This is a genomic window from Pedococcus ginsenosidimutans, from assembly GCF_039544395.1.
Taxonomy (GTDB): Bacteria; Actinomycetota; Actinomycetes; order Actinomycetales; family Dermatophilaceae; genus Pedococcus; species Pedococcus ginsenosidimutans.
The window spans coordinates 272,511-293,499 of sequence record NZ_BAABLO010000013.1 but is presented as its reverse complement, the minus strand read 5'-3'; the positions used below and the strand labels follow the sequence as shown (position 1 = coordinate 293,499).

The window sequence follows — 20,989 nt, the reverse complement described above, 5'->3', positions numbered from 1 at the left end:
GTCCAATCTAGGCTGGCGACGTGGACCTCCACCTCTCCCTCGACGCCCCGGACCGTGCCACCGGCGACCTGGCCGCGAGGATCTACCACCGCGTCCTGGAGGCGGTCCACGACGGTCGCCTCGCCCCGGGAGAGCGGGTGCCGCCGACGAGGGAGCTCGCGGCGCAGCTCGGGGTCTCACGGGGCACGGTCACCACCGCGTACGACCGCCTCGTGGCCGAGGGGTTCCTCGAGACCCGTGTCGGCGCAGGCACGTTCGTCACCCGGGCGCCGACCGCTCCGCGTCCGGCCCGTCCACCGGGTGCGCGAGGTGCACCAGGCGTCCCAGGTGCCGAGGAGCGGGTGCGCGAGGTGTGGGCCCGGCTGCCCGCGCCGGTGCAGGACCCGCCGCCCATGGAGTTCGACTTCACGGTCGGCGGACCCGACACCTCGCTCTTCCCGCTCGCCGTGTGGCGTCGCCTCGTGTCGGCGACCCTCAGGCCTTCGCTGCTGGCGGCCTCCGCCTACGACGGCGGTGGCAACCCGGACCTTCAGGCCCAGATCGCGAGGTACGCCGCGCGGTCGCGGTCCGTCGTGGCCGGCCCCGCCGACGTGCTGCTCACCAACGGGGCCCAGCAGGGCCTCGACCTCGTGGCCCGCGCCCTCCTCGACCCCGGCGACGTCGTCGCCGTCGAGAGCCCGGGCTACACGGCGGCCGTGCGGCTCTTCGCCTCCCACGGGGCCCGGGTCGTGGGCGTCGCCGTCGACGGCGAGGGGCTGGTCGTCGACGACCTCCCGGCGTCCGCCAAGCTCGTCTACGTCACGCCGTCACACCAGTTCCCCACGGGCGCCGTCATGTCCCTGCGGCGGCGGATCGCGTTGCTGGAGTGGGCGTCTCGTCGCAACGCCGTCGTCGTGGAGGACGACTACGACAGCGAGTTCAGGTTCGAGAACCGGCCGCTCGCGCCGCTGCAGAACATGGACCGCGAGGGGCGGGTCGTCTACGTCGGGTCCTTCTCCAAGATCCTCATGCCGTCCCTGCGGGTCGGCTACCTCGTCGCTCCCCCGTCCCTGCAGCCCAGCCTCCGGCAGGCGAAGCTCCTCACCGACTGGCAGGGCGATGCCGTGACCCAGGGCGCCCTCGCGAGGTTCATGGAGGAGGGCCAGCTCGCCTCCCACCTGCGGCGGGTGACGCGCACCTACACGACCCGGCGCACGGCCCTGCTCGACGCGCTGCGCGGCCTCCCGGACGGGCTGCTCGAGGTGCAGCCGTCGGCCGCCGGGCTGCACGTCTGCGCCTGGCTCGGCGACCGGGGGGCCGACGACCTCGCAGTGGTGCGGGCTGCCGCGGACCGGGGCGTCGCGGTCGAGCCGGTGTCGGTGCGCCACCACGGGACCCCGGCCCGGCCGGGACTCGCGTTGGGGTTCCGACGGGTTCCGGTCGAGTCGGTGGGTGCGGCCGTGGCCCGGCTCGGGGACGCCCTCACGACGGGCCGGACGGCGGGTGTGCCCCGGTCGTCGGCGCCGAAACGGTGGGTTTCGCCACAGTGACCGTGCCCCTCCTGCGTTTGCGGGCCGCCTGCACTCGTCGCAGGGTTGAGGCATGAGCCATCTGAGTGGAAAGACCATCGCCTTCCTCGTCGCCTCCGAGGGCATCGAGCGCGTCGAGCTGACCGACCCCTGGCAGGCGGTCACCGACGCCGGGGCCCAGCCGGTGCTCCTGTCGCCCGAGTCCGGTGAGGTGCAGACCTTCGACCACCTCGACAAGGCCGAGACGCGCACGGTCGACAAGACGGTCGCGTCGGCCTCCGTCGACGACTACGACGCGCTGGTCCTGCCCGGCGGGGTGGCCAACCCCGACGCGCTGCGCACCTACGACGACGCGGTCTCGTTCGTTCGTGACTTCGTCGCCAGCGGCAAGCCGGTCGCTGCGATCTGCCACGCGCCCTGGACCCTCATCGAGGCGGACGTGCTCAAGGGACGCACCGTCACGAGCTGGCCCAGCCTGCAGACCGACCTGCGCAACGCGGGCGCGGAGTGGGTGGACAAGGAGGTCGTCGTCGACGGCAACCTCATCACGAGCCGCAACCCCGACGACCTGCCGGCCTTCAACAGCCAGCTCCTCGAGTCGCTGGCCCACGGTTCGGCGGCGCAGGACGCCTGACGTCCGAAGCGGTGGGGCGCTCGGTTTGACCGGCGAGCACCCCACCGCCTCAGTCGTGTCCGCGATCGGTGCTACCGCACCACCCTCGCGGCGTTGACGATGCCGTCACCGTAGAAGCTGTTCGCCGCGGCGTCCCCTACGCAGAGGGCGTCGAACTCGGCGGAACGTCCCACGTCGACGTACGACTGCAGGGGCGGGTTCGGGCACGCGTGGTCGGTGGCCGTGCGCAGCAGGATCGCCCGCACCCGGTCAGGGGCCATGCCGAAGCCGCGCTTCGTCACCTTGCCGTGGGCCGAGACCGCGAGCGCGGCGACACCGGCAGCGTGCGGGGACGCCATCGAGGTGCCCTGCAGGTACTGGTAGTAGCCGCAGGGGGTCGCGCCCTTGGCCGGGTGGGTGGTGCAGGCCTTCATGACGCCCGCGGCCTGGCCCGCCGCGGTGATGTCGCCGTTGGCGTCGACCAGGCCCTCGGCCACCATCACGTTGAGCGGTGCCGTCGAGAGGATCTCGTTGCCGACGGTGCGGTAGGTGTCCGTGCCGAGGCCGTCACGGAACCAGCCACCGGGCGCAGAGACCTCCAGCTCGCCCGAGCCGAGGTCGTTCGCGTAGTTGGAGAAGTCCGACTTGCGCTGCGAGGGCCCGAGGGCCGAGACGCCGATGACGTTGGGGTCCTCGAGGGGCAGGTCGAGGCACTTCGCGTTGTCGATGGTCCGTGGGTGCTCGGTCCCGATCGGGTAGTCCGGGCTCGAGATGTCCGGGCGCGGCTGTGAGATGTTGTCGTGCTCGTTGCCCAGGGCCGCGACGAGGGTCACGCCCTTGTCGTGCGCGTAGCCGAGCGCCCGGGTCAGGGTCTCGATGATGAGGTCCTGCTGCGCGGCCTGCTCCGGGGTGTCCTCAGGGGCTCCTCCCCGGCAGTTGTAGAGCCAGGGGTCGACGTAGAAGGACATGTTGACGACGTCGATGCCGACGTCTCCCGAGTAGGTCAGCGCGTTGGCCGTCGGGCCGAGGAAGAAGAAGCCACTGTCCTGGCCGGCACGGACGTTGACGATGTCCACGTTGGGCGCGACACCGGACACTCCCATGCCGTTCATGGCCGCCGCGATCGTGCCGGCGACGTGGGTCCCGTGGCCGTCGTCGTCGACGTTCGCGGGGTCGACGCAGCTGGCGACCTCGCAGGGGCCGTCGATGTCGGGGATGTCCGTCGTGAAGTTGCGCGACAGCGTGCGGTCGAAGTTGGCGGCGAGGTCAGGGTGCGTCCCGTCGACGCCGGTGTCCATGACGCCGACCCTCACCCGCTTGTCGCCGAGCTGCTTGAGGTGGGCGGCCGGGGCGTTGATCATGTCCATGCCCCACAGCAGGCTGTCCAGTGGGTCCGACGGCCCCTTCGTGGCCGTCGCAGCGACCGTGGCCGTCGTGGTCGAGGTGCTCCGGGCCATTGCGGTGCCCGCCCCGGCCGAGGCGCCCGCGGACTGGCGCTCCCTCAGGACCGAGTCCTGTACCCGTGCCGCGCCCGGGGACCTGCCGACGACGCCGTCGCGGCCGGCGACCTTCACGCCGGACAGCGCGCGGGCGCGCGACAGGAAGGTGGCCGAGGTCGACTCCACCGTGACCATCCCGATGGCCCGGTTGACCGAGGTGACCAGGCCCCCGGCGCTGCGCAGCGCCCCGGCCAGGCTGTCCGCGTCGGCTGCGCGGTCGGCGAGGACGACGTAGCGGGCGGCTGCAGCGGGGCTGGCCGTGGTCGTCGACGTGGTGTGTGTTGCCGCTGTTGCTGTCGTCCCCGCCAGAGCGCCGGTGGCAAGAGCCACTGCTCCGGTGATGGCGACCATGCGAGATCGTCGCATCAGTCCACTCCTCCATAGAGATGAGCCAAGGGCGGATGGCTCATCGCTCACCGTAGGGTCGGCGTCCCGCGAGCGGATGGGCCGAAAAGCGTGTCCGTGACGAGAAGTTGATGCCTGGAGGAGTGGAGTGTCGGGCCTGTCCCGAACTGCCGGGGTCAGCCCCCGGAGACGGACAGCTCGGCCTGGGCGACGGCCTCTCGCGCCGAGTCGTCCAGGGTCCGGGACTGCAGCCAGCCGTCGGGCAGCGCGACGTGGCGGGGTGAGCCCGCCCGTCCGCGCTGCCCCTCGGCGGCCTCGCCCGGCCACGGGGCGTCGGCGTCCATCGTGGCGATGAGCGCGTCGAGCGCGTCCAGCGAGTCGACGAGCGCGAGCGAGTGCCGCACGGTCGACCCTGCCGGGAACCCCTTGAGGTACCAGGCGATGTGCTTGCGGATGTCACGGCAGGCCTTGTACTCGTCGCCGTAGAAGTCCACGAGGTACTCGGTGTGGCGGCGCATCGTGGCGGTGACCTCACCGAGCGTCGGCTGGGCCCGCGCCGTGGTGCCCGCGAACGCGGCGGCCAGGTCGGTGAACAGCCAGGGCCGCCCCAGGCACCCGCGACCGACGACCACCCCGTCGCAGCCTGTCTCCTGCACCATCCGGACGGCGTCCTCGGCCGACCAGATGTCCCCGTTGCCGAGCACCGGGATGGTCCTGACGGTCTCCTTGAGGCGGGCGATCGCACTCCAGTCCGCCTCTCCCGAGTAGGCCTGGGACGCCGTGCGCCCGTGCAGGGCGACGGCGGCCACGCCTGCGCGCTCGGCGGTCAGGCCGGCCTCGAGGTAGGTCAGGTGGTCGTCGTCGATGCCCTTGCGCATCTTCACGGTGACGGGCACGTCGTACGGGCTCGCCTCGCGGACGGCGGCGGTGACGATGCCCTCGAACAGGTCCTTCTTCCACGGCAGGGCCGCTCCCCCGCCCTTGCGGGTGACCTTGGGGACCGGGCAGCCGAAGTTGAGGTCGATGTGGTCGGCCCGGTCCTCGGTGACGAGCATCCGGACGGCCGCGGCGACGGTCGCGGGGTCGACGCCGTAGAGCTGGATCGAACGGGGCGACTCCTGGGGGTCGTGCTCGATGAGCCGCATCGACTCCGGCGTCCGCTCGACGAGGGCGCGCGAGGTGATCATCTCGCTCACGTAGAGGGAGGTCGCCCCGCTGGCGCCGCCCCGCTCGAGGCCGTCGTCGCCGTACTCGCGGCACAGCTTGCGGAAGGCGCGGTTGGTGATGCCGGCCATCGGCGCGAGCACGACGGGCGACTCGATGGTGTGGCGGCCGATCTGGAGCGGGGGCAGGACGGCGGTGCCGGGCTGCGGGGTGCGGGTCTGGGGTGCGGTGGTGGCGGTCATGGCCGCACCAGTGTCCCATCTGCTGCTTGACTGGCCGAATGAGCGCCCTCGTCACCGCCGCCGAACTGCGGGCAGAGCTCGCGCAACCCCTCTCACCCGTCGTCGTCGACGTGCAGTGGGTCCTCACCGGGGCGCAGGGGCCGGGTGGCCGTGAGCGGTATGTCGCGGAGCACCTGCCCGGCGCCGTCCACGTCGACCTCGACGCCGAGCTCGCAGGCCCGCCGGGCGCCGGTGGCCGCCACCCGCTGCCCGACCCGGCGGTGGTCGAGGCGGCGCTGCGACGTGCCGGAGTCGACGCGGACAGCCGCGTGGTGGTCTACGACCAGGGGCCGTCGTTCGCGGCGGCGCGCGCCTGGTGGGTGCTGAGGTGGGCCGGGCTGCAGGACGTCCGGGTGCTCGACGGCGGGATGGCCGCCTGGCTCGCCGAGGGTGGACCGACGACGACCGATGTGCCGCAGCCGGAGGCCGGGAGCTTCACGGCGCGGCCGGGTTCACTGCCGGTGCTCGACGCCGACGCCGCCGCGAAGATCGCCAGCGCCGGGACGCTCGTGGACGCGAGGGCCTCCGAGCGCTTCGCCGGGCGGACCGAGCCCATCGACCCGGTGGCGGGCCACATCCCCGGTGCCGTGAACGCACCCACGACCGACAACGCCCTCCCCGACGGCCGCTTCCTGGACGCAGGCACGTTGCGACAGCGGTTCTCCGCGTTGGGGATCCGCGCGGACGACGGTGACGTCGGCGTCTACTGCGGGTCCGGTGTCACGGCAGCGCACGAGCTGCTGGCACTGCACAAGGCCGGCATCGACGCAGCACTCTACGTCGGGTCGTGGAGCGAGTGGGTCACCGACCCCGGCCGGCCCGTGGCCACCGCGTGAGCAGTGCCCCCGGGTCGCCCCCCACCGACGGCGAAGGCGAGGAGCTCTGCTCCTCGCCACTACCAAGGTATAGCGCGACCGGGGGCTTGCGGCAAGGCCCCCGTCCTGCCGCACACTGGGCGGCCGTGCCCGGCTGCGGGCGGTGACGAGTAGGGGGAACGACGTGGTGGACGACGTGGACGTGGTGGTCGTGGGCGGAGGCCCGACCGGCATGATGCTGGCCGGCGAGCTGGCGCTGGCAGGGGTCGAGGTCGTCGTGCTCGAGCGCCGGGCCACACCGGAGCTGGTGGGTTCGCGGGCCGGCGGGTTCCACTCGCGCACCATCGAGATCCTCGACCAGCGAGGCATCGCCGACCGGTTCCTCGCCGAGGGCAAGACCCATGACGTGCCGTACTCGGGACGGCTCCTGCTCGACATGAGCGACTTCCCGACGAGGCACCCCTACACGCTGGGCCTGTGGCAGAACCACATCGAGCGGATCCTCGCCGGCTGGGTGGACGAGCTCGGCGTGCCGACGCGTCGCGGCGTCGAGGTGACCGGCCTGACCGAGGACGACGAGGGCGTCGAGGTCCGGCTCGCCGGTGGCGAGGTGGTGCGGGCGCAGTACGTCGTCGGCGCCGACGGCGGGCGCAGCGTAATCCGCAAGGCCGCCGGGATCGAGTTCCCGGGGTTGGAGGCGACCACGAGCACGCTCATCGCCGAGGTCGAGGTGACCGAGGAGCTGCCGCAGGGGATCAAGTTCGACGCCCACGGCGTGCACGGGCTCAGCTTCATGGAGAACGGGCACACGGTCCGCGTCGTCTCGGCCGAGGCAGGGCTCGGCGCGACCACCGAGCCCACCCTCGCCGACCTGGCCGCCAACCTGGAAGCCGTGTACGGCACCGACTTCGGCGTCCACGACCCGACGTGGATCTCGCGCTTCAGCGACGCCACCCGGCAGGCGGCCACCTACCGCAAGGGCCGGGTGCTGGTGGCCGGGGACGCGGCCCACATCCACTCCCCGGCCGGCGGTCAGGGCATCGGCCTGGGCATCCAGGACGCGGTGAACCTCGGCTGGAAGCTCGCCCAGGTGGTGCAGGGCGTCTCCCCCGACACCCTGCTCGACAGCTACCACGACGAGCGGCACCCGGCCGACGCCCGCGCGCTGGAGTACACCAAGTCCGTGAGCGCCCTGCAGCGGCAGGACGCCCGCATCGTCGCCGTCCGCGACCTGCTGGACGAGCTGGTGGCCATGGACGAGCCGCGGCGCCACGTCGTGGGGATCATCTCGGGGCTCGACGTCCGGCACGACCTCGGTGAGGGGCACCCCCTGCTCGGGCGGCGGGTGCCCGACCTCGACCTGCAGGTCGACGGGCAGCTGGTGCGGCTCTACTCGTTGCTGCACGCGGCACGTCCGGTGCTCGTCAACCTCGGGCCCGCCGGCTCCGTGGACCTCGGTCGGTGGTCGGGTCGGGTGCAGCTCGTGGACGCCGAGTACGCCGGCGCCTGGGAGCTGCCGGTGGTGGGCGCCGTCGACGCCCCGGCTGCGGTGCTGGTCCGTCCCGACGGCCACGTGGCCTGGGTCGGCGACGGGACCGCGGAGGGGCTGCAGGAGGCGCTGGTGAGATGGTTCGGCCCATGAGCGAACGTGCGACGTGGGGCGTGACGACCCACGACTGGGGCCACGACCTGGACCGACAGCACCTGGCGGACGTCCGGCGCGAAGCGCAGACCCATGACGTCGGGGGTCTGCGACACCTGGTGCTCGAGGTGCTCGCCTACGCCGACGACGAGGCGCAGGCGCTCGGGCGGGTGGGGCACGCCACCGTCACCGTGCACCCCGACGGCTCGGTCACGGTGGCCGACGACGGGCGCGGCACCGACACGCGGGTGGACAAGGACGGCAACGTGGTCCGGAAGCCGGTGATGGCGACGCGGGACGTGCGCTTCTTCGGTGCCGAGGACGCGCCACTCCTGCCCGACGGGCTCCCGCGGCGCGGGATGTCGACGGTCGCCGCGCTGAGCCCCCTACTCGTCCACGAGAACCACCGCAGCGTCGGCGCCTGGCCTACCGGCACGGCATCCCCGACGACGAGCTCCGCGCCGTCACCCCCGGCCCGCGTTCCGGCACCTTGGTGACGTTCCTGCCCGGGGAGTCGGTCGGCGGGCCGGCCTCCCTGACCGCGGATGACGTCCGGGCGTTCGCGTGGCTGCGCGTCGAGCTGCACCGCGGAACGGTCGACCCAGCCGACTGAGACGCCTGCCGGCCGAGAACCGTTCAGAGCCAACCGAACTCGTCGGCGATGCGGACGGCGTCGGCACGGTTGCGGGCCATCGTCTTGCCGATCGCCGAGGAGAGGTGGTTGCGCACCGTGCCCTCGGACAGGCTCACGTGGCGGGCGATGTCGGCCACGGACCCGCCGTCGCGAGCCGCCAGCAGGACCTCGGTCTCCCTCGCGGTCAGGGGCGACTCGCCCCCGGAGAGGGAGTCTGCGGCGAGGGCCGGGTCGACCACGCGCAGCCCGGCGCTGACGCGGCGTACGGCCTCCGCGAGCTGACGCGCGGGGGTGTCCTTGACCACGAACCCGCTCGCGCCGGCCTGCAGGGCACGGCGCAGGAAGCCGGGACGGCCGAACGTCGTGACGATGAGGACCCGCACACCGGGCAGGGCCTCGTGCAGGGCGGCGGTCGCTGCGATGCCGTCGAGCCCGGGCATCTCGACGTCGATGAGGGCCACGTCGGGCTCGGTGCGTCGAGCCGCCTCGACCACCTCGTCACCGCGGCCCACCTCGCTGACCACCTCCATGTCCGGCTCGAGGCCGAGCAGGGTCGCAAGGGCACCGCGTACGAGGGCCTGGTCGTCGGCGAGGAGCAGCCTGATCGTCACGCGTCCACCCTCTCACCCGGATCGACTCCCCCGCCGACGGGGCGGCCGGCGGTGCGCACGGAGAGCTCGAACCCGTGCGGCAGGAGGCCGCGGGTGCGCAGCTGCGCACCTGCCGCCTCGGCGCGCTCGGTCAGGCCGAGCAGACCGGTACCGGGCGTGCCGGGCAGCGGTCCGCTGCCGTCGTCGCGCACGCAGATCCCCGTCTCGTCGAGGGTCACGCTGCAGGTGGACGCCCCGCTGTGGCGGATCACGTTGGTGACGCCCTCGCGCAGGGTCCAGGCGCACACCTCCCGCAGGTGGGTTGGCACGGCATCGACGGCGGTGGGGAGGTCGGCCTCGATCCCGGCGGTGGCGAGCGCGGCACGCGCCCGGGCCAGCTCTGCCGGCAGGGACATCTCCCGGAAGCCCACCACGGCCTGGCGCACGTCGGCGAGCGCGTCCCGGGCCAGCCGCTCGAGGTCGGCGACCTCCGCCCGGGCCCGCTCGGGGCTGACCTCCAGCAGACGTGCCGCGAGCTCTGCCTTCACCGTGATGACCGTGAGGCTGTGGCCGAGGATGTCGTGGACGTCGCGGGCCATCCGGTTACGCTCCTCCTGGATGGCCAGCTGCGCGTTCTCCTGGCGTGCCTCGGCGAGCGCCCTCTGGCGCTGGGCGGCGATCATCCCCCCGGTGACAGCCGCCATGGCGAGGACCATCGACATGGTGATGCTGGCGTCGTGGGTCCAGCCGTCGACGTGGAAGGTGAGGAACTCGTAGAGGACCACCAGCACGAGACCGACGACCAGGCCCAGCCGCAGCCGGAAGGTCCACAACCCCGACACCGCGAGGAAGACCCAGGTGCTGGCCCCCTCCTGCCCGATCGTGATGGTCGACAGGGCAGCCAGGACCGCGAGCCCCGCCCACGACAGCAGGCCGATCCGCGACACGTACCACGTGCGGGGAGGTGCGCTGAGCGCTCCCCACGCGGCACGCCGCAGGTGCATGAAGTGGGCGAGGTAGACGACGACGAACGCGACCAGCACCGCCAGCGCGGTGTCTCCACGGAGCTCGAGGCGGTGGCGCCAGGCGGCGGAGAAGGCGTCGGAGAGGAAGACGAGCCAGATCCCGGCGAAGAAGACCCCCAGCAGCCGCCCGGTCAGCGGCTGCTCGTCGTCACCGGTGAGGAGCCGGGGACGTGGCTCGGCGAACTCCTCCGACGACCTGGACCTGGGGTGCGTGCTCACAGCCCCCAGCCTCGCAGAGTCGACGTCCGTCGCGGCGGCGAGTGCGGCGATCAGGCGCGGCCGTCTGCGCGGCCGGGGCGCCATACCGCTCCTCCGACGGTGCGCGATCTGGTCATGCCCCCACCGTGCCGCCGGCCGCCGGGCTCGACCCGCGACGCGCGTCACGAACTTCCCGTGACGTCTGTCAGGGATGGTCGAGCGAGGCGACCTTCTCCAGCAGGCGCGAGCGCTCGTCGGGCGTCAGGGGCACGTCCAGGGTGGTCAGCCAGTCGTCGAGCTCCCCCGGGCGCAGTGGACGGTGCTCGGTGGGCTGCCCGGGCCTGCGGACCGTCAACGTCGAGTCAGTCACCGCCACGTGGCGGTCGGGCAGGTGCTTGGTGACGATGAGGCCCTGCGTGAAGTGCGAGCCCGGGAAGGTGCTCGTGAAGTGGTGCCCCATCACGACGTCGACCGGCCGGACCTCCAGCTCGTCGGTGGTGTGGGTGACCTCCCAGCCCTCGTCCCGCCTGCGGAGCAGCGCCCAGCCGCCCGCCGTGTGGTGCACGCGGTACTGCCACCCCGGGAGGTAGTCGTCCTCGGCACCGTCCTCGAGGGGTATGGGACGGCTCAGGCTCATCCCGAAACCGGGGTCGCACAGGAGGCGCCGGCCGTCGAGGACGACCTCGACCACCATGTGCGTGCGCCCCTGCTGGGCGCCGGTCGCGGGGTCACCGACCCGGCCCAGGCGACGTCGGACGTCGTAGCCGAGGCGTTGCAGGGCTGCGGCGAAGATCGTGCTGTGCTCGAAGCAGTAGCCACCCCGGCCCCGCCCGACGAACTTCTCCTGGACGCTGCCGAGGGAGACGCCGGGGTGCTGGCCGAGGAGCACGTCGACGTTGTCGAACGTGAAGGTGCGCACGTGGCGCTCGTGCAGCTCTGCGAGGGCGTCCCGGCTGGGCTCCCGTGCCGGCAGGTCGAGGCGCCGCAGGTAACCCTCCAGGTCGAGCGAACCCACCAGCCAGTCATCGGCAGCCGCGTCCGCGGTCCGGTCCGTCGTCACGTCTGCTCCCTGTCTCCCCTCGTGGCTGCGCCTCGTGCCCGACTGGGTCCGCCTCAGTCGAGGCAGAACTCGTTGCCCTCGACGTCCTGCATCACCAGGCAGGACTCGTTCTCCTCGTCGGCGGTCAGCAGCCGCACACGGGTCGCCCCCAGCGGCAGCAGCCGGGCGCACTCAGCCTCGAGGGCCGCGAGACGCTCCTCGCCCACCAGGCCGGTGCCCACGCGCACGTCGAGGTGGACCCGGTTCTTGACGACCTTGCCCTCGGGGACGCGCTGGAAGAACAGCCGCGGGCCCGCGCCCGTGGGGTCGACGCACGCGAACGCCGAGTCCTGCTTGTCCGCCGGCAGGGAGGCGTTGAAGTCGTCCCAGGAGTCGAACCCGGGCGGGGCGGGCGGGACGACGTATCCCAGCACCTCGCACCAGAACCGGGCGACCCGCTCGGGCTGGGCGCAGTCAAACGTGACCTGGACCTGCTTCACCGTTGGCATGCGCACACCCTAGGACGAGGGGTCCGACAGCCACCACGCCATTTGCCGGCCGCGGCCGCGGTCGCGCCGCCAGGTTCGGTGGACGCGCCCTACCGGTCGACTTGGTGGTCGACCTGGTGGTCGACCTCGTGGTCGACCTCGTGGTCGGACTGCCCCGCGACCTCTTGGAGGACCTCGTTGCGGCGCAGGAACCACGGCACGAAGGGCGGGTCGAAACGCGCCCAGGTGGGCGCGCCCACGGGCGTCAGGCCGGCACTCGCCACCGCGCGCTACAGCTCCTCGTGGTGGCGCTCAAAGGAGGCGCGGGTCCAGCGCCCGCGGTACCCGAGGGCAGCGACGAGGGCTGACGGGCGCTGGTGGAGCTGCACCTCGGGGTTCGTCGGGACGGGTGCGTGGTCGAGGGTGAGGGAGGAGGGCAGGACGAACGCCACGGCGTACTCGCCCGCGTCGGTCCCCCGCTGCTGCACGGGCGCGGTCATGGCCACCCGCTGCGCGTCGTGCTGGGTGACCGGGGCCGTCATCGCGACCTTGCTGGCGGACCGGTTCTGGCCGCTGATGTAGCCGAACAAGGTCCGGAACGCCCTGTTTCCGGCTTCCTCGAACGACCCCGTGACGACGACCTCCGCCACCACGTGCGGGACGTACCGCCGCAGCTCGAACTCCTCGTACGTCCGCACGACCTCGTAGGCCAGCGTCTCGGTCACCCCGACGACGCTACTCGCCTCCCGGGAGCATCATCGCGGCCCGGGCCGACCCAGCCGCGCCCTACGACCGGAGGGTCGCGAGCTTGGCCTCCACGAGGCTCCGAACCAGCTCGTCGGGCAGGGGTTCGTCGACCGGGAAGTGGAGCGAGCCGCTCGTGCGCTCGTACGCGGTGAGGGCGTCGGACAGCCCGGCGAGCACGGTGCCGCTGTGGGGCAGGTAGGCGAGGTGGTGCTTGAACGCCGCGAAGCCCGCAACCACCTTGCCCTCCACCCGGAACGCCGGCATGCCATAGGAGATGCACTCCTCGGCGTCCGGGACGACCGCGCGGATCGACCGGCGCAGCGCCTCCAACGTGCTCCGCTTGGGTTCCTCGAGCCCTGCCAGGTAGGCGTCCACCTCGTCGGCCGTCATGGCAGCCAGTGTGCTCGCGACCCCGGGCGAGGGCCAGATGCCCGGCGCGTGGTCGTTCACCTCACCGGCGCCGGACGGTCAGTCGTCCTTGTCGAGGCTGGGGTACTTCTTCACCACGGCCGCGCGGACCTTCTTCTTCTCCGCCTCCGACCCGTGCTGCGCCACCCTCGCCAGGGCGTTGCGCGCGTGCTCGATGTCGGGGATCGGGTACTTCTCCTGCTCGGGCAGCGCGAACGAGGACTTCTTCAGGTGCTTGCGGTTCTCGCTGTCGCTCAGGTCCTTGGACATCTGGTTCTCCCTTCTCGGTGTACCCGGTGCGTACCCCGTCGGCGCGCCGCCCAACCGTTGGGCCCCCCGGACGTGCGCTCCCGGCACCGAGGGGGGTCGCGGCGCTGCGCGGTGGCGACGATGATCAGGGCGACCACCCAGCCACCGAGGAGCGCGCCGATGTCACTCGCACGGATCCACAACTTCTCCATCTCCCTCGACGGCTTCGCGACCGGCGAACCACAGACGGCCGAGACACCGTTCGGCCATGCGGGACAGCGGCTCCACCAGTGGATGTTCGCGACCCGCTTCTGGGACGCGGGAGGGACCACGGGCGTCGACGACGCCTTCGCGCAGCGGCACAGCCAGGGCCTCGGCGCCGAGATCATGGGCGCCAACAAGTTCGGCCCACCGGGGTGGCACGACGACCCGGACTGGAAGGGCTGGTGGGGCCCCAACCCGCCCTTCCACATCCCGACCTTCGTCCTGACCCACCGCCCGCGGGCCTCGATGGAGATGGAGGGCGGCACGACCTTCCACTTCCTCGACGCCACACCGGCCGAGGCGCTGCGGACCGCCCGCGAGGCGGCTGGTGGGCAGGACGTGCGGATCGGCGGCGGCCCGACCGTCGTGCGCGACTTCCTCGCCGCCGGGCTCGTCGACCACATGCACGTCGTCCAGGTGCCGGTCGTGCTGGGGCGCGGGGTCCGCCTCTGGGACGGCCTCGAGTCGCTCGAGGACACCTACGACATCGAGGCCGTCTCGTCGCCGAGCGGCGTCACCCACCTGACCTTCACCCGCAAGGCCTCCTCCTAGATCCCGCTGTGGACGGCCCCGGGGACGGCCACCGGAGCGATGGCGTTGCCGGCTACCTCTGGCTCGGCCCGAGGTGTGCGTTGAGGTCCCGGAGCCACGCCATCTGGTCGCGCAGGAGAAGGTTCCAGGACGTCATCCCACCAGTGTCGTGCAGCGGGCGGGATACGGTCACCCCGTGTCCCTGGTCGTCGCCGTCTCCAGCGCCGTGCTGTCCGCGACCGCGTACGGCACGGCCACGGCGGTGCAGCACCGCGCAGCGCACCGGGACACCGGGCAGGCCGACGCGAGCGGCGTGGTGCGCCTCGTGCGGGACCCGCGCTGGCTGGCCTCCGTCGGCGGTGATGCCCTGGGCCTGGTCCTGCAGCTGGTGGCCCTCGCGAGCGGTCCCGTCCTCCTCGTCCAGCCCCTGCTCGTCCTGGCGGTCCCGGTGGCCCTGCCGGTCGGGCGGCTGCTCGGCGGCCCGGCACCCACGGGGAGGGACTACGCCGCGTGCGGCGGCATCCTCGCGTCCCTGGCGGTCTTCTTCGGGCTCGTCGGCGACCCGGGCGAGGCGTCCGCGCTCACGGCTGGTCCCGCCGCGTGGGCGTTCGCCGCGGCGGCCGTGGCGGGCGCCGTCCTGCTCCTCGCCGTGCGCGGCACCCACCGGGCCACGCGCGCGGCGGTCTACGGCGCGGTCGCAGGCGCGTGGTTCGGCCTCGTCGGGGTGCTGCTGGACTCCGTGGCGACGACCTGGCAGCGCTCCGGCGTGGGGGTGCTCGCGCGCCCCGACGGCTGGGTGCCGCTCGCCTGCCTCCTCGTGGTGGGGGCGGCCGCGCTCGTCCTGACCCAGGTCTCCTTCCAGGTGGGTTCCCTCGCGGCGAGCTTCCCGGCCAACGAGGCCACGGCCCCCGTGGTCGCGGTCGTCCTCGGCGCGGCCCTCCTGCACGAGCGGCTACCCCTGTCCCCCGGGCACGTCGCCGCCTACCTGCTCTGCGTCCTGGTGGTGGCCGCCGGCGCAACCCAGCTCGCCCGGGGGCTGTCACCCGCCTGACTCGACCACCTGCCCGTTGCGGGGGGCTGCACCGTGGAAGGTCACCGGGACGGCGACCGCCTCCTCGGGGCGCGGCCCGGTGAAGGCCTGGAGGTGCAGGTGCGGCTCGGTGCTGTTGCCGGAGTTGCCACAGCGGGCGATCGTCTGTCCGGCGCGCACCTGGTTGCCGGGCGCGACCCGGACGCTGCACTGCTGCAGGTGGCACAGGGCCACGACCGGGCCGGGCCCTGACCGGATGAGGACGTGGTTGCCCGCCAGGGCCGGCCAGCCCGCCGCTGCGCGCCGCCCCTGGGTCAGCGCGTAGGCGAGGGACGGCAGCCCTCGGTGGGCGAGGTGGTCCGGCTCCCCGTCCCCCACCGCGACGACGAGCCCGCTGACCGGGGCGAGCACCTCGCGCCCGAACCCGGGGAACCGGTCGGGCGGCTCGCTGCGGACGAGCGTGGAGAACCTGACCCGCGCCGACCGTCCGTCCGCGTCCACGGGGACGAAGTCGATCGCGTACGAGCTGGCGAAGGCGGCGGTGCCATGGCTGGGCACACGGTCGGCCGGGCTGTTCTGCACCAGCCACCGTCCGTGGAACGGGTACACCAGGTCCAGCACCTCCAGCACTGCACGACCCCCGTCTCCCGAGCCACTGCCGACGGTGGCCTGCGCCGATCTCGCGTGGGCGCAGGTCACCGTCGGTGCGTTGGCTACTTCTTGCTGGTGTTGAGCTTGACGGTCTGCTCCGCGTAGCCGACGGCGCACTCGAGGAGGCCGCAGGCGAAGGAGAAGGCCACCGTGGCGCTCTTCCCGCCCCGGAACAGGCCGTTGTTGCTGAACGCGACGGCCTCCCAGCGGTGGACGGCGCCGTCGCACTGCAGCGGGTTGACGAAGAAGTCGCCGGTGATCTTGACCCGTCCGACCCGCTGCGTGAGCGTCCCCTCGATGTCGCTGAAGAAGTCGTCGGCGTTGGTGCAGGAGTAGGTGCCGGTGAGCTTCGCGCTGCCGTCCTTGTACGCCGAGCCCTTGGGGTCGACGGTGATGGTCGTCTCCGGGGGCGGCGGGGCCACGTCGAACGTCACGACCAGCTGGCCGCCGATCGTGGACGTGTCGGAGAACGCCGCGACGTAGTAGGTCTGCCCCGCGACGGTGCCGAAGGCCACGGTCGTCGGCCCACACGAGACCAGGTTGCTGCCGTCCGCGGCGGGCGCCCCCTCGGTGACGAAGAAGCCGCCGGAGTACGACGACGCCGACATGTCGGCGACCACGCCCCCGTCGGCGGGTGCCGTGTACCTGAACCAGACGCTGGCGTTGGTGGCCGGCGCGCCGCAGTTGGCGTTGAGGGCCGCGTCCTGCGCGTCCGTGGTGGCGCCCGTCGTGTCCTCGGTGATCGTGGTGGGCAGGGACGTCACGACCGTGGCGGTGGCGGCGGTGTCGTTGGTGGCCGGAGCCGCTGAGGCGGCGGTGACCATGACCGGCAGGAGCAGCAATCCTGCGGTGGCGGCGGACAGAGTGGAGCGCAACAACTTCATGTGTTCCCCCAGCTGTGGAGCGGCCCCCGGTTGGGCCGTGCCGAGCAGGATGGGGCCGCGGACCTGGATGCGCCAGAGGCAGACGGACTACTCCACCTGCGTGGACACGCAACCGGCCCGGCCGGCGGACCGGTGGCTCCTAGCCGGCAATGCCCGGGTCGTCCAGGACGTCGCGCCACGAGTGCTGTGGGTCGTAGCCGAGCAGCCTCCGCGCCTTGTCGACCGAGTAGAACGTCTCGTCGCGGCCCATCTCCCGGCGCAGCTCGACCCCGTCGTAGAAGCGTCGGCGGACCTCGTCCGTGGTGACGGAGACGGACATGTCGGCGTTGGCGACGTTGAACACCTCGTAGCCGAGCCCGTCGACCTCCAGGCAGCGCTGGACCATCTGGCCGAGGTCACGGGTGTCGATGTAGGCGAAGACGTTCCGGCGACGCAGCCGGGGGTCGGCGAGGAAGTCGGGGAACTTCTCGGCGTACTCGTGGGGCTCGATGACGTTGTTGATCCGCAACCCGTAGACGTCGGCGCCGGTGCGCGCCTGGAACGAGCGGGCCGTGACCTCGCCCGCCACCTTCGACATCGCGTACGAGTCCTCGGGCACCGTGGGGTGCTCCTCGTCCACCGGCAGGTAGAGCGGCTGCCGCTCCCCCTGGGCGAAGCAGATGCCGTAGGTCGTCTCCGAGGACGCGAAGACCACCTTGCGGATGCCCAGCCGGGTCGCCGCCTCGAGCACGTTGTAGGTGCTCAGCACGTTGGTGGCATACGTCCGCGCGTCGGAGGTGAGGAGGATCGCCGGCACGGCCGCGAAGTGCACGACGGCGTCGTACGCCGGCTTCTCGGCCAGCTCGAGCTCCTCCATCCGCGCCAGCCCGGCGAGGGCCGAGTACGTCTCCCCCGCGTCCGTGAGGTCGACCCTGAGGTCCGTGATGCCCGGGTGCCCGAGGGGGACGAGGTCGGCGTTGGTGACGTGGTGGCCCTGCTCGGCGAGGTAGGGCGCGACGTGCTTGCCGGCCTTGCCGCTGCCTCCGGTGAAGAAGATGCGCATGACCCGATCAAAACACGTCCGGCGGTCAGCCGATGCGCTCGGCCAGGGAGACGATGATGCCCTCGGGACCGCGGACGTACGCCATGAGCCACACGTCCTCGTGCCGGCCGATGCCTCCGACCAGGCCGTAACCCTCCCCCGCCAGCCGGCCGACGACCCCCTCGAGGTCCTCCACCTCGAAGCACACGTTGCGCAGGCCCAGCTCGTTCGCCATGGCGGTCGGCGAGCCGGGCACGTGGTCCGGTCGCACGAAGCTGGAGAGCTCCAGGTCGGTGCCGCCGGCCGGAGGCCTCAGCATGACGATCTCGGTGCGGGCCCCCGACATCCCGATCACGGTGTCGAGGAACTCGCCCTCGATGGCCATCCGTCCCTGCACCTCCAGCCCCAGCCCCACGAAGAACTCCGTGACGGTGTCGAGGTCTGCCACGGTGATGCCGATGTGGTCCAGACGCGGTCCTGCCGGCATGAGCCCTCCCCTGGTCTCGTCGCCGCCCGGTGGCGGAGCGGCTGCTCGGTCCAGCGTGCCACGCTCAGACGCGGGCAGTGTCCCGGCCGAAGCGCCACACCGCACCGCCGACGAAGACGGCCAGCCAGACGGCGACGTTGACCACGGCAGCCCAGCCGGGCGCGTCGCCGGTCAGCGGGGCGTGGACGACCTGGTTGAGGCCGTACATCGGCGTCACGTGGGCGATGGCCCGGAAGGTCGAGCCCATCTGGTCCAGCGGCACGAAGAGACCGCCGAGGAAGGCGAAGAGGGCGAGCCCGGGACCGAGGACCTGCATGACGTTCTCGCTGGGCAGCAGGTAGCCCATGAAGACCCCGAACGCCGCGAACACGAGCGACCCGACCCAGACGGCCAGACCCGTCACCACCCAGACCGACGTGTCCATGTGCGCCCCGGTGAGGGCGCCGGCGGTGTACGTCACGACGACGGACAGCCCCCCGAGCAGCATGGCGACGAGCACCTTGACGGCGATGTACGCCGTGGACGTCAGGGGGGTGAGGCGCAGCTGGCGGCTCCAGCCCTGGCTCCGCTCGACGGCGACCATCGCCCCACCGCCGGTCGTCGACAGCATCGCGCCGTACAGCGCCATGCTGACCATGATGAAGGCGGCGACGTTGCCGTGGCCGGCGCTGTCGTCGGAGTAGGACTTGCCGGTGCCGAAGAGCAGGAAGAACACCACCGGCATCACGACGGAGAAGATGACGGTCCGGCGGTTGCGCAGCATGCGTCGCAGCTCGAGGCGCACGAGGGTGGCGTTGAAGGCCCCGAACGGGGGCACGGTGCGTGGTGCGGCGACGCGGTCGACGGTGGTCATGACTGCGCTCCTTCCGAGGTCAGGGAGATGAAGGCGTCCTCGAGGCCACGGGTGGTCACCTCGAGGTCGTGGGCGGTGGTGTGGGTCAGGAGGTGGCGCAGCACGGCGTCGCTGTCGGTGGAGCTCACGAGGACGGAGTCACCGCGGAGCTCCACGCCCTCGACGCCCGGGATCGCCTGCAGCGCAGGCACATCCGCATTCGGAAGGGTCGCACGCACGGTGCGCCCGGAGACGAGGGACTTCACCTGAGCAGCGGTGCCGTCGGCGACGACGCGACCGTTGCTGACGAGCACCACCCGGTCGGCGTAGGCGTCTGCCTCCTCGAGGTAGTGGGTCGCGAAGACGACCGTGCGGCCGCGCGAGGCGTCCTCGCGGATGGCCGCCCAGAAGTCCCGACGGCCACCGACGTCCATGCCGGTGGTCGGCTCGTCCAGGACCAGCAGCTCGGGATCGGGCAGCAGCGCCATCGCGAACCGCAGGCGCTGCTGCTGCCCGCCCGAGCACTTCCCGACCCGGCGGTCGGCGATGTCGGCGATCCCGGCGCGCTCGAGCACCTCACCGACCGGGCGGGTGTCGGCGAACAGGCTGGCGGTCAGCCGCAGCGTCTCCTCGACGGTCAGGTCCTTGAGCAGGCCGCCGGTCTGCATGACGGCGGCCACGAGGCCACGGCGCACCGCGCTGCCCGGCTCCATACCGTGGACGCGCACGGTCCCCTCGTCGGGCCGGGAGAGGCCGAGGACCATGTCGACCGTGGTGGTCTTGCCGGCACCGTTGGGGCCGAGGAAGGCCACCACCTCACCCGGCTGGATGGTGAGGTCGATGCCGCGGACGGCACGCACGGCGCCGAAGCTCTTGGTGAGGCCGGCGAGCTCGATGGCGGGGGCGGTGTCGGCGACGGCTCCCCCATTGGGCAGGCGCACGGTACGGGTCTGGGTCATGGCAGCAGCCTGTCGGCCTCGGCCGCGGCGCACCTGCGACGGGCGTCACGAGATCACCGTGACGTCTGTCAGTCTCCGTTCAGGTTCCTCCGGCCCTCTCCCCAAGTGGTCCGGCCCGTGCAGGTCCGCCTTTTGACTTCGAGTACTTGAAGTTCCTACGGTCGTTGGGATGAGCGCGAACAGCACCCAGCACCAGTACACGATCAAGGAGGCGGCTGCGCTGACCGGCCTGCCGGCCAGCACGCTGCGCTACTACGAGTCGATCGGGGTCATCGCCCCCATCAGCCGCGGGAGCAGCAGTGGCCACCGCGTCTACGACGACGCGGACCTCGACCAGCTCATGTGGGTCGCCTGCCTCGCGGCCACCGGGATGTCGGTGAGCCACATGCGCAGGTACATCGCCAACGGACGGCTCGGGCCGTCGGCCGCGCAGGAGCAGATCGAGCTGCTGGCCGAGCAGAAGCGCAGGCTCGCGCTCGAGGCCGAGCACGTCGCGCTCCGCCAGCGGTACGTCGCGCTCAAGATCGACTACTGGCACGCGGTCGACGCGGGCGACACCGCCCGCGCCGAGCTGCTCTCCGGCGAGGCCCGCAAGCTGGCCGACGACCTCAAGGGCACCAGCCGCTAGCGACCCACGCCCGACCCACTCCACCCATCCCCACACGCGCACCGCGAGGAGAGGCAGCCCATGAAGGTCACCAGGAGCGGCGGACAGACCGCAGCGGGACCGGCCGACTGGTTCACCGGCACGGTCTTCATCGACGGGATCCGCAACCCCGACGACCAGTCGGCGGTCGGCTGCGCCCACGTCCGCTTCACCCCCGGCGCCCGGACCGCCTGGCACCACCACCCCAAGGGCCAGACCCTCTACGTCACCGACGGGATCGGCTACGTCGCCCGTCGCGGCGGCGACGTGCAGGAGATCTGCCCCGGCGACGTCGTCTACATCGAGCCCGGCGAGGAGCACTGGCACGGTGCCACCCCGGACCGGTTCATGGCGCACGTCGCCATCCAGGAGGCCGACGACCAGGGCGAGGTCGTGACCTGGCTCGAGCACGTCGGCGACGACGAGTACGGCGCCTGAG

25 protein-coding genes are annotated in these 20,989 nt (G+C 72.4%); 9 read left to right on the top strand and 16 right to left on the bottom strand.

Annotated features, from left to right (window positions below):
- Positions 1-20 precede the first annotated feature (20 nt).
- Together pdxR and ABEA42_RS18290 are read left to right on the top strand one after the other, a co-directional pair.
- A complete protein-coding gene (gene pdxR, locus ABEA42_RS18295; RefSeq protein ID WP_345505317.1) occupies positions 21-1,529 on the top strand; it encodes a MocR-like pyridoxine biosynthesis transcription factor PdxR in 1,509 nt (502 codons plus the stop codon).
- Between the two features lie 52 nt (positions 1,530-1,581).
- On the top strand, positions 1,582-2,142 hold the full coding sequence (locus ABEA42_RS18290) for a type 1 glutamine amidotransferase domain-containing protein (protein WP_345505316.1): 561 nt from the start codon (positions 1,582-1,584) through the stop codon (positions 2,140-2,142).
- A gap of 71 nt (positions 2,143-2,213) precedes the next feature.
- Here the strand turns inward: ABEA42_RS18290 and ABEA42_RS18285 are convergent, their stop codons facing one another.
- Entirely contained in the window at positions 2,214-3,986 is a 1,773-nt protein-coding gene (locus ABEA42_RS18285; protein ID WP_345505315.1) for a S8 family serine peptidase, read from the bottom strand.
- 155 nt (positions 3,987-4,141) lie between these two features.
- A complete protein-coding gene (gene dusB, locus ABEA42_RS18280; protein ID WP_345505314.1) occupies positions 4,142-5,371 on the bottom strand; it encodes a tRNA dihydrouridine synthase DusB in 1,230 nt (409 codons plus the stop codon).
- Between the two features lie 38 nt (positions 5,372-5,409).
- Between dusB and ABEA42_RS18275 the strand changes: the two genes are divergently transcribed.
- From ABEA42_RS18275 to ABEA42_RS18265, 3 genes are all read left to right on the top strand, one after another.
- Positions 5,410-6,246, top strand: coding sequence for a sulfurtransferase (locus ABEA42_RS18275; protein ID WP_345505313.1), 837 nt, complete (start codon positions 5,410-5,412; stop codon positions 6,244-6,246).
- Positions 6,247-6,409: 163 nt separating this feature from the next.
- Entirely contained in the window at positions 6,410-7,867 is a 1,458-nt protein-coding gene (locus ABEA42_RS18270; protein WP_345505312.1) for an FAD-dependent monooxygenase, read from the top strand.
- Entirely contained in the window at positions 7,864-8,364 is a 501-nt protein-coding gene (locus tag ABEA42_RS18265; protein WP_345505311.1) for an ATP-binding protein, read from the top strand. The genes ABEA42_RS18270 and ABEA42_RS18265 overlap by 4 nt, the downstream gene beginning before the upstream one ends.
- Before the next feature lie 139 nt (positions 8,365-8,503).
- On the opposite strand, the gene ABEA42_RS18260 is transcribed toward ABEA42_RS18265, so the two are convergent.
- The 8 genes from ABEA42_RS18260 to ABEA42_RS18225 all read right to left on the bottom strand — a co-directional run bounded on the left by ABEA42_RS18260 (position 8,504) and on the right by ABEA42_RS18225 (position 13,266).
- A complete protein-coding gene (locus ABEA42_RS18260; RefSeq protein WP_345505310.1) occupies positions 8,504-9,112 on the bottom strand; it encodes a response regulator transcription factor in 609 nt (202 codons plus the stop codon).
- Positions 9,109-10,335 carry a sensor histidine kinase gene (locus ABEA42_RS18255; protein ID WP_345505309.1) on the bottom strand — a complete coding sequence of 409 codons (1,227 nt, stop codon included), beginning with the start codon at positions 10,333-10,335 and terminating at the stop codon, positions 9,109-9,111. Before ABEA42_RS18255 ends, ABEA42_RS18260 begins: the two co-directional genes overlap by 4 nt.
- A gap of 184 nt (positions 10,336-10,519) precedes the next feature.
- Positions 10,520-11,374: an arylamine N-acetyltransferase family protein gene (locus ABEA42_RS18250; RefSeq protein WP_345505308.1), complete on the bottom strand. Its 855-nt coding sequence runs from the start codon at positions 11,372-11,374 to the stop codon at positions 10,520-10,522.
- Between the two features lie 53 nt (positions 11,375-11,427).
- A complete protein-coding gene (locus tag ABEA42_RS18245; RefSeq protein ID WP_345505307.1) occupies positions 11,428-11,862 on the bottom strand; it encodes a VOC family protein in 435 nt (144 codons plus the stop codon).
- 89 nt (positions 11,863-11,951) lie between these two features.
- Entirely contained in the window at positions 11,952-12,101 is a 150-nt protein-coding gene (locus tag ABEA42_RS18240; RefSeq protein ID WP_345505306.1) for a hypothetical protein, read from the bottom strand.
- 30 nt (positions 12,102-12,131) lie between these two features.
- Positions 12,132-12,566 carry an SOUL family heme-binding protein gene (locus ABEA42_RS18235; RefSeq protein ID WP_345505305.1) on the bottom strand — a complete coding sequence of 145 codons (435 nt, stop codon included), beginning with the start codon at positions 12,564-12,566 and terminating at the stop codon, positions 12,132-12,134.
- Positions 12,567-12,627: 61 nt separating this feature from the next.
- Entirely contained in the window at positions 12,628-12,978 is a 351-nt protein-coding gene (locus ABEA42_RS18230; RefSeq protein ID WP_345505304.1) for an iron chaperone, read from the bottom strand.
- Positions 12,979-13,056: 78 nt separating this feature from the next.
- Positions 13,057-13,266: a DUF6582 domain-containing protein gene (locus ABEA42_RS18225; protein WP_345505303.1), complete on the bottom strand. Its 210-nt coding sequence runs from the start codon at positions 13,264-13,266 to the stop codon at positions 13,057-13,059.
- Between the two features lie 159 nt (positions 13,267-13,425).
- Between ABEA42_RS18225 and ABEA42_RS18220 the strand changes: the two genes are divergently transcribed.
- On the top strand, positions 13,426-14,061 hold the full coding sequence (locus tag ABEA42_RS18220; protein WP_345505302.1) for a dihydrofolate reductase family protein: 636 nt from the start codon (positions 13,426-13,428) through the stop codon (positions 14,059-14,061).
- 175 nt (positions 14,062-14,236) lie between these two features.
- Complete coding sequence (locus ABEA42_RS18215; protein ID WP_345505301.1) at positions 14,237-15,091, top strand: DMT family transporter; 855 nt, start codon at positions 14,237-14,239, stop codon at positions 15,089-15,091.
- Here the strand turns inward: ABEA42_RS18215 and ABEA42_RS18210 are convergent.
- The 6 genes from ABEA42_RS18210 to ABEA42_RS18185 form a co-directional block, all read right to left on the bottom strand.
- The gene (locus tag ABEA42_RS18210) at positions 15,080-15,691 is read right to left on the bottom strand and encodes a M23 family metallopeptidase (protein ID WP_345505300.1); all 612 of its coding nucleotides are present in this window, start codon (positions 15,689-15,691) and stop codon (positions 15,080-15,082) included. The two genes, ABEA42_RS18215 and ABEA42_RS18210, sit on opposite strands and share 12 nt — an antisense overlap.
- A gap of 92 nt (positions 15,692-15,783) precedes the next feature.
- Positions 15,784-16,605, bottom strand: a complete 822-nt coding sequence (locus tag ABEA42_RS18205; RefSeq protein ID WP_345505299.1) for a DUF6299 family protein — start codon at positions 16,603-16,605, stop codon at positions 15,784-15,786.
- 139 nt (positions 16,606-16,744) lie between these two features.
- Positions 16,745-17,647, bottom strand: a complete 903-nt coding sequence (locus tag ABEA42_RS18200; RefSeq protein ID WP_345505298.1) for an NAD-dependent epimerase/dehydratase family protein — start codon at positions 17,645-17,647, stop codon at positions 16,745-16,747.
- Between the two features lie 25 nt (positions 17,648-17,672).
- Entirely contained in the window at positions 17,673-18,113 is a 441-nt protein-coding gene (locus tag ABEA42_RS18195) for a VOC family protein (protein WP_345505297.1), read from the bottom strand.
- Between the two features lie 64 nt (positions 18,114-18,177).
- Positions 18,178-18,966: an ABC transporter permease gene (locus ABEA42_RS18190; protein ID WP_345505296.1), complete on the bottom strand. Its 789-nt coding sequence runs from the start codon at positions 18,964-18,966 to the stop codon at positions 18,178-18,180.
- Positions 18,963-19,904 (bottom strand): ABC transporter ATP-binding protein, encoded by a 942-nt coding sequence (locus ABEA42_RS18185; protein ID WP_345505295.1) that lies wholly within the window; start codon positions 19,902-19,904, stop codon positions 18,963-18,965. The genes ABEA42_RS18190 and ABEA42_RS18185 overlap by 4 nt, the downstream gene beginning before the upstream one ends.
- 169 nt (positions 19,905-20,073) lie before the next feature.
- Here ABEA42_RS18185 and ABEA42_RS18180 point away from each other — a divergent pair, with 169 nt between their 5' ends.
- Both ABEA42_RS18180 and ABEA42_RS18175 read left to right on the top strand, forming a co-directional pair.
- Positions 20,074-20,532 carry a MerR family transcriptional regulator gene (locus tag ABEA42_RS18180; protein WP_345505294.1) on the top strand — a complete coding sequence of 153 codons (459 nt, stop codon included), beginning with the start codon at positions 20,074-20,076 and terminating at the stop codon, positions 20,530-20,532.
- Positions 20,533-20,592: 60 nt separating this feature from the next.
- A complete protein-coding gene (locus ABEA42_RS18175) occupies positions 20,593-20,988 on the top strand; it encodes a (R)-mandelonitrile lyase (RefSeq protein ID WP_345505293.1) in 396 nt (131 codons plus the stop codon).
- The last annotated feature ends 1 nt before the right edge of the window (position 20,989 follow it).

What these genes read in the sequence shown, in the direction of transcription:
- ABEA42_RS18290 (WP_345505316.1), top strand. Translation starts at nt 1,582, where the DNA reads ATGAGCCATCTGAGTGGAAAGACCATCGCCTTCCTCGTCGCCTCCGAG.
- ABEA42_RS18285 (WP_345505315.1), bottom strand. Translation starts at nt 3,986, where the DNA reads ATGCGACGATCTCGCATGGTCGCCATCACCGGAGCAGTGGCTCTTGCC.
- dusB (WP_345505314.1), bottom strand. Translation starts at nt 5,371, where the DNA reads ATGACCGCCACCACCGCACCCCAGACCCGCACCCCGCAGCCCGGCACC.
- ABEA42_RS18275 (WP_345505313.1), top strand. Translation starts at nt 5,410, where the DNA reads ATGAGCGCCCTCGTCACCGCCGCCGAACTGCGGGCAGAGCTCGCGCAA.
- ABEA42_RS18265 (WP_345505311.1), top strand. Translation starts at nt 7,864, where the DNA reads ATGAGCGAACGTGCGACGTGGGGCGTGACGACCCACGACTGGGGCCAC.
- ABEA42_RS18245 (WP_345505307.1), bottom strand. Translation starts at nt 11,862, where the DNA reads ATGCCAACGGTGAAGCAGGTCCAGGTCACGTTTGACTGCGCCCAGCCC.
- ABEA42_RS18230 (WP_345505304.1), bottom strand. Translation starts at nt 12,978, where the DNA reads ATGACGGCCGACGAGGTGGACGCCTACCTGGCAGGGCTCGAGGAACCC.
- ABEA42_RS18225 (WP_345505303.1), bottom strand. Translation starts at nt 13,266, where the DNA reads ATGTCCAAGGACCTGAGCGACAGCGAGAACCGCAAGCACCTGAAGAAG.
- ABEA42_RS18220 (WP_345505302.1), top strand. Translation starts at nt 13,426, where the DNA reads ATGTCACTCGCACGGATCCACAACTTCTCCATCTCCCTCGACGGCTTC.
- ABEA42_RS18205 (WP_345505299.1), bottom strand. Translation starts at nt 16,605, where the DNA reads ATGAAGTTGTTGCGCTCCACTCTGTCCGCCGCCACCGCAGGATTGCTG.
- ABEA42_RS18200 (WP_345505298.1), bottom strand. Translation starts at nt 17,647, where the DNA reads ATGCGCATCTTCTTCACCGGAGGCAGCGGCAAGGCCGGCAAGCACGTC.
- ABEA42_RS18195 (WP_345505297.1), bottom strand. Translation starts at nt 18,113, where the DNA reads ATGCCGGCAGGACCGCGTCTGGACCACATCGGCATCACCGTGGCAGAC.
- ABEA42_RS18190 (WP_345505296.1), bottom strand. Translation starts at nt 18,966, where the DNA reads ATGACCACCGTCGACCGCGTCGCCGCACCACGCACCGTGCCCCCGTTC.
- ABEA42_RS18185 (WP_345505295.1), bottom strand. Translation starts at nt 19,904, where the DNA reads ATGACCCAGACCCGTACCGTGCGCCTGCCCAATGGGGGAGCCGTCGCC.
- ABEA42_RS18180 (WP_345505294.1), top strand. Translation starts at nt 20,074, where the DNA reads ATGAGCGCGAACAGCACCCAGCACCAGTACACGATCAAGGAGGCGGCT.
- ABEA42_RS18175 (WP_345505293.1), top strand. Translation starts at nt 20,593, where the DNA reads ATGAAGGTCACCAGGAGCGGCGGACAGACCGCAGCGGGACCGGCCGAC.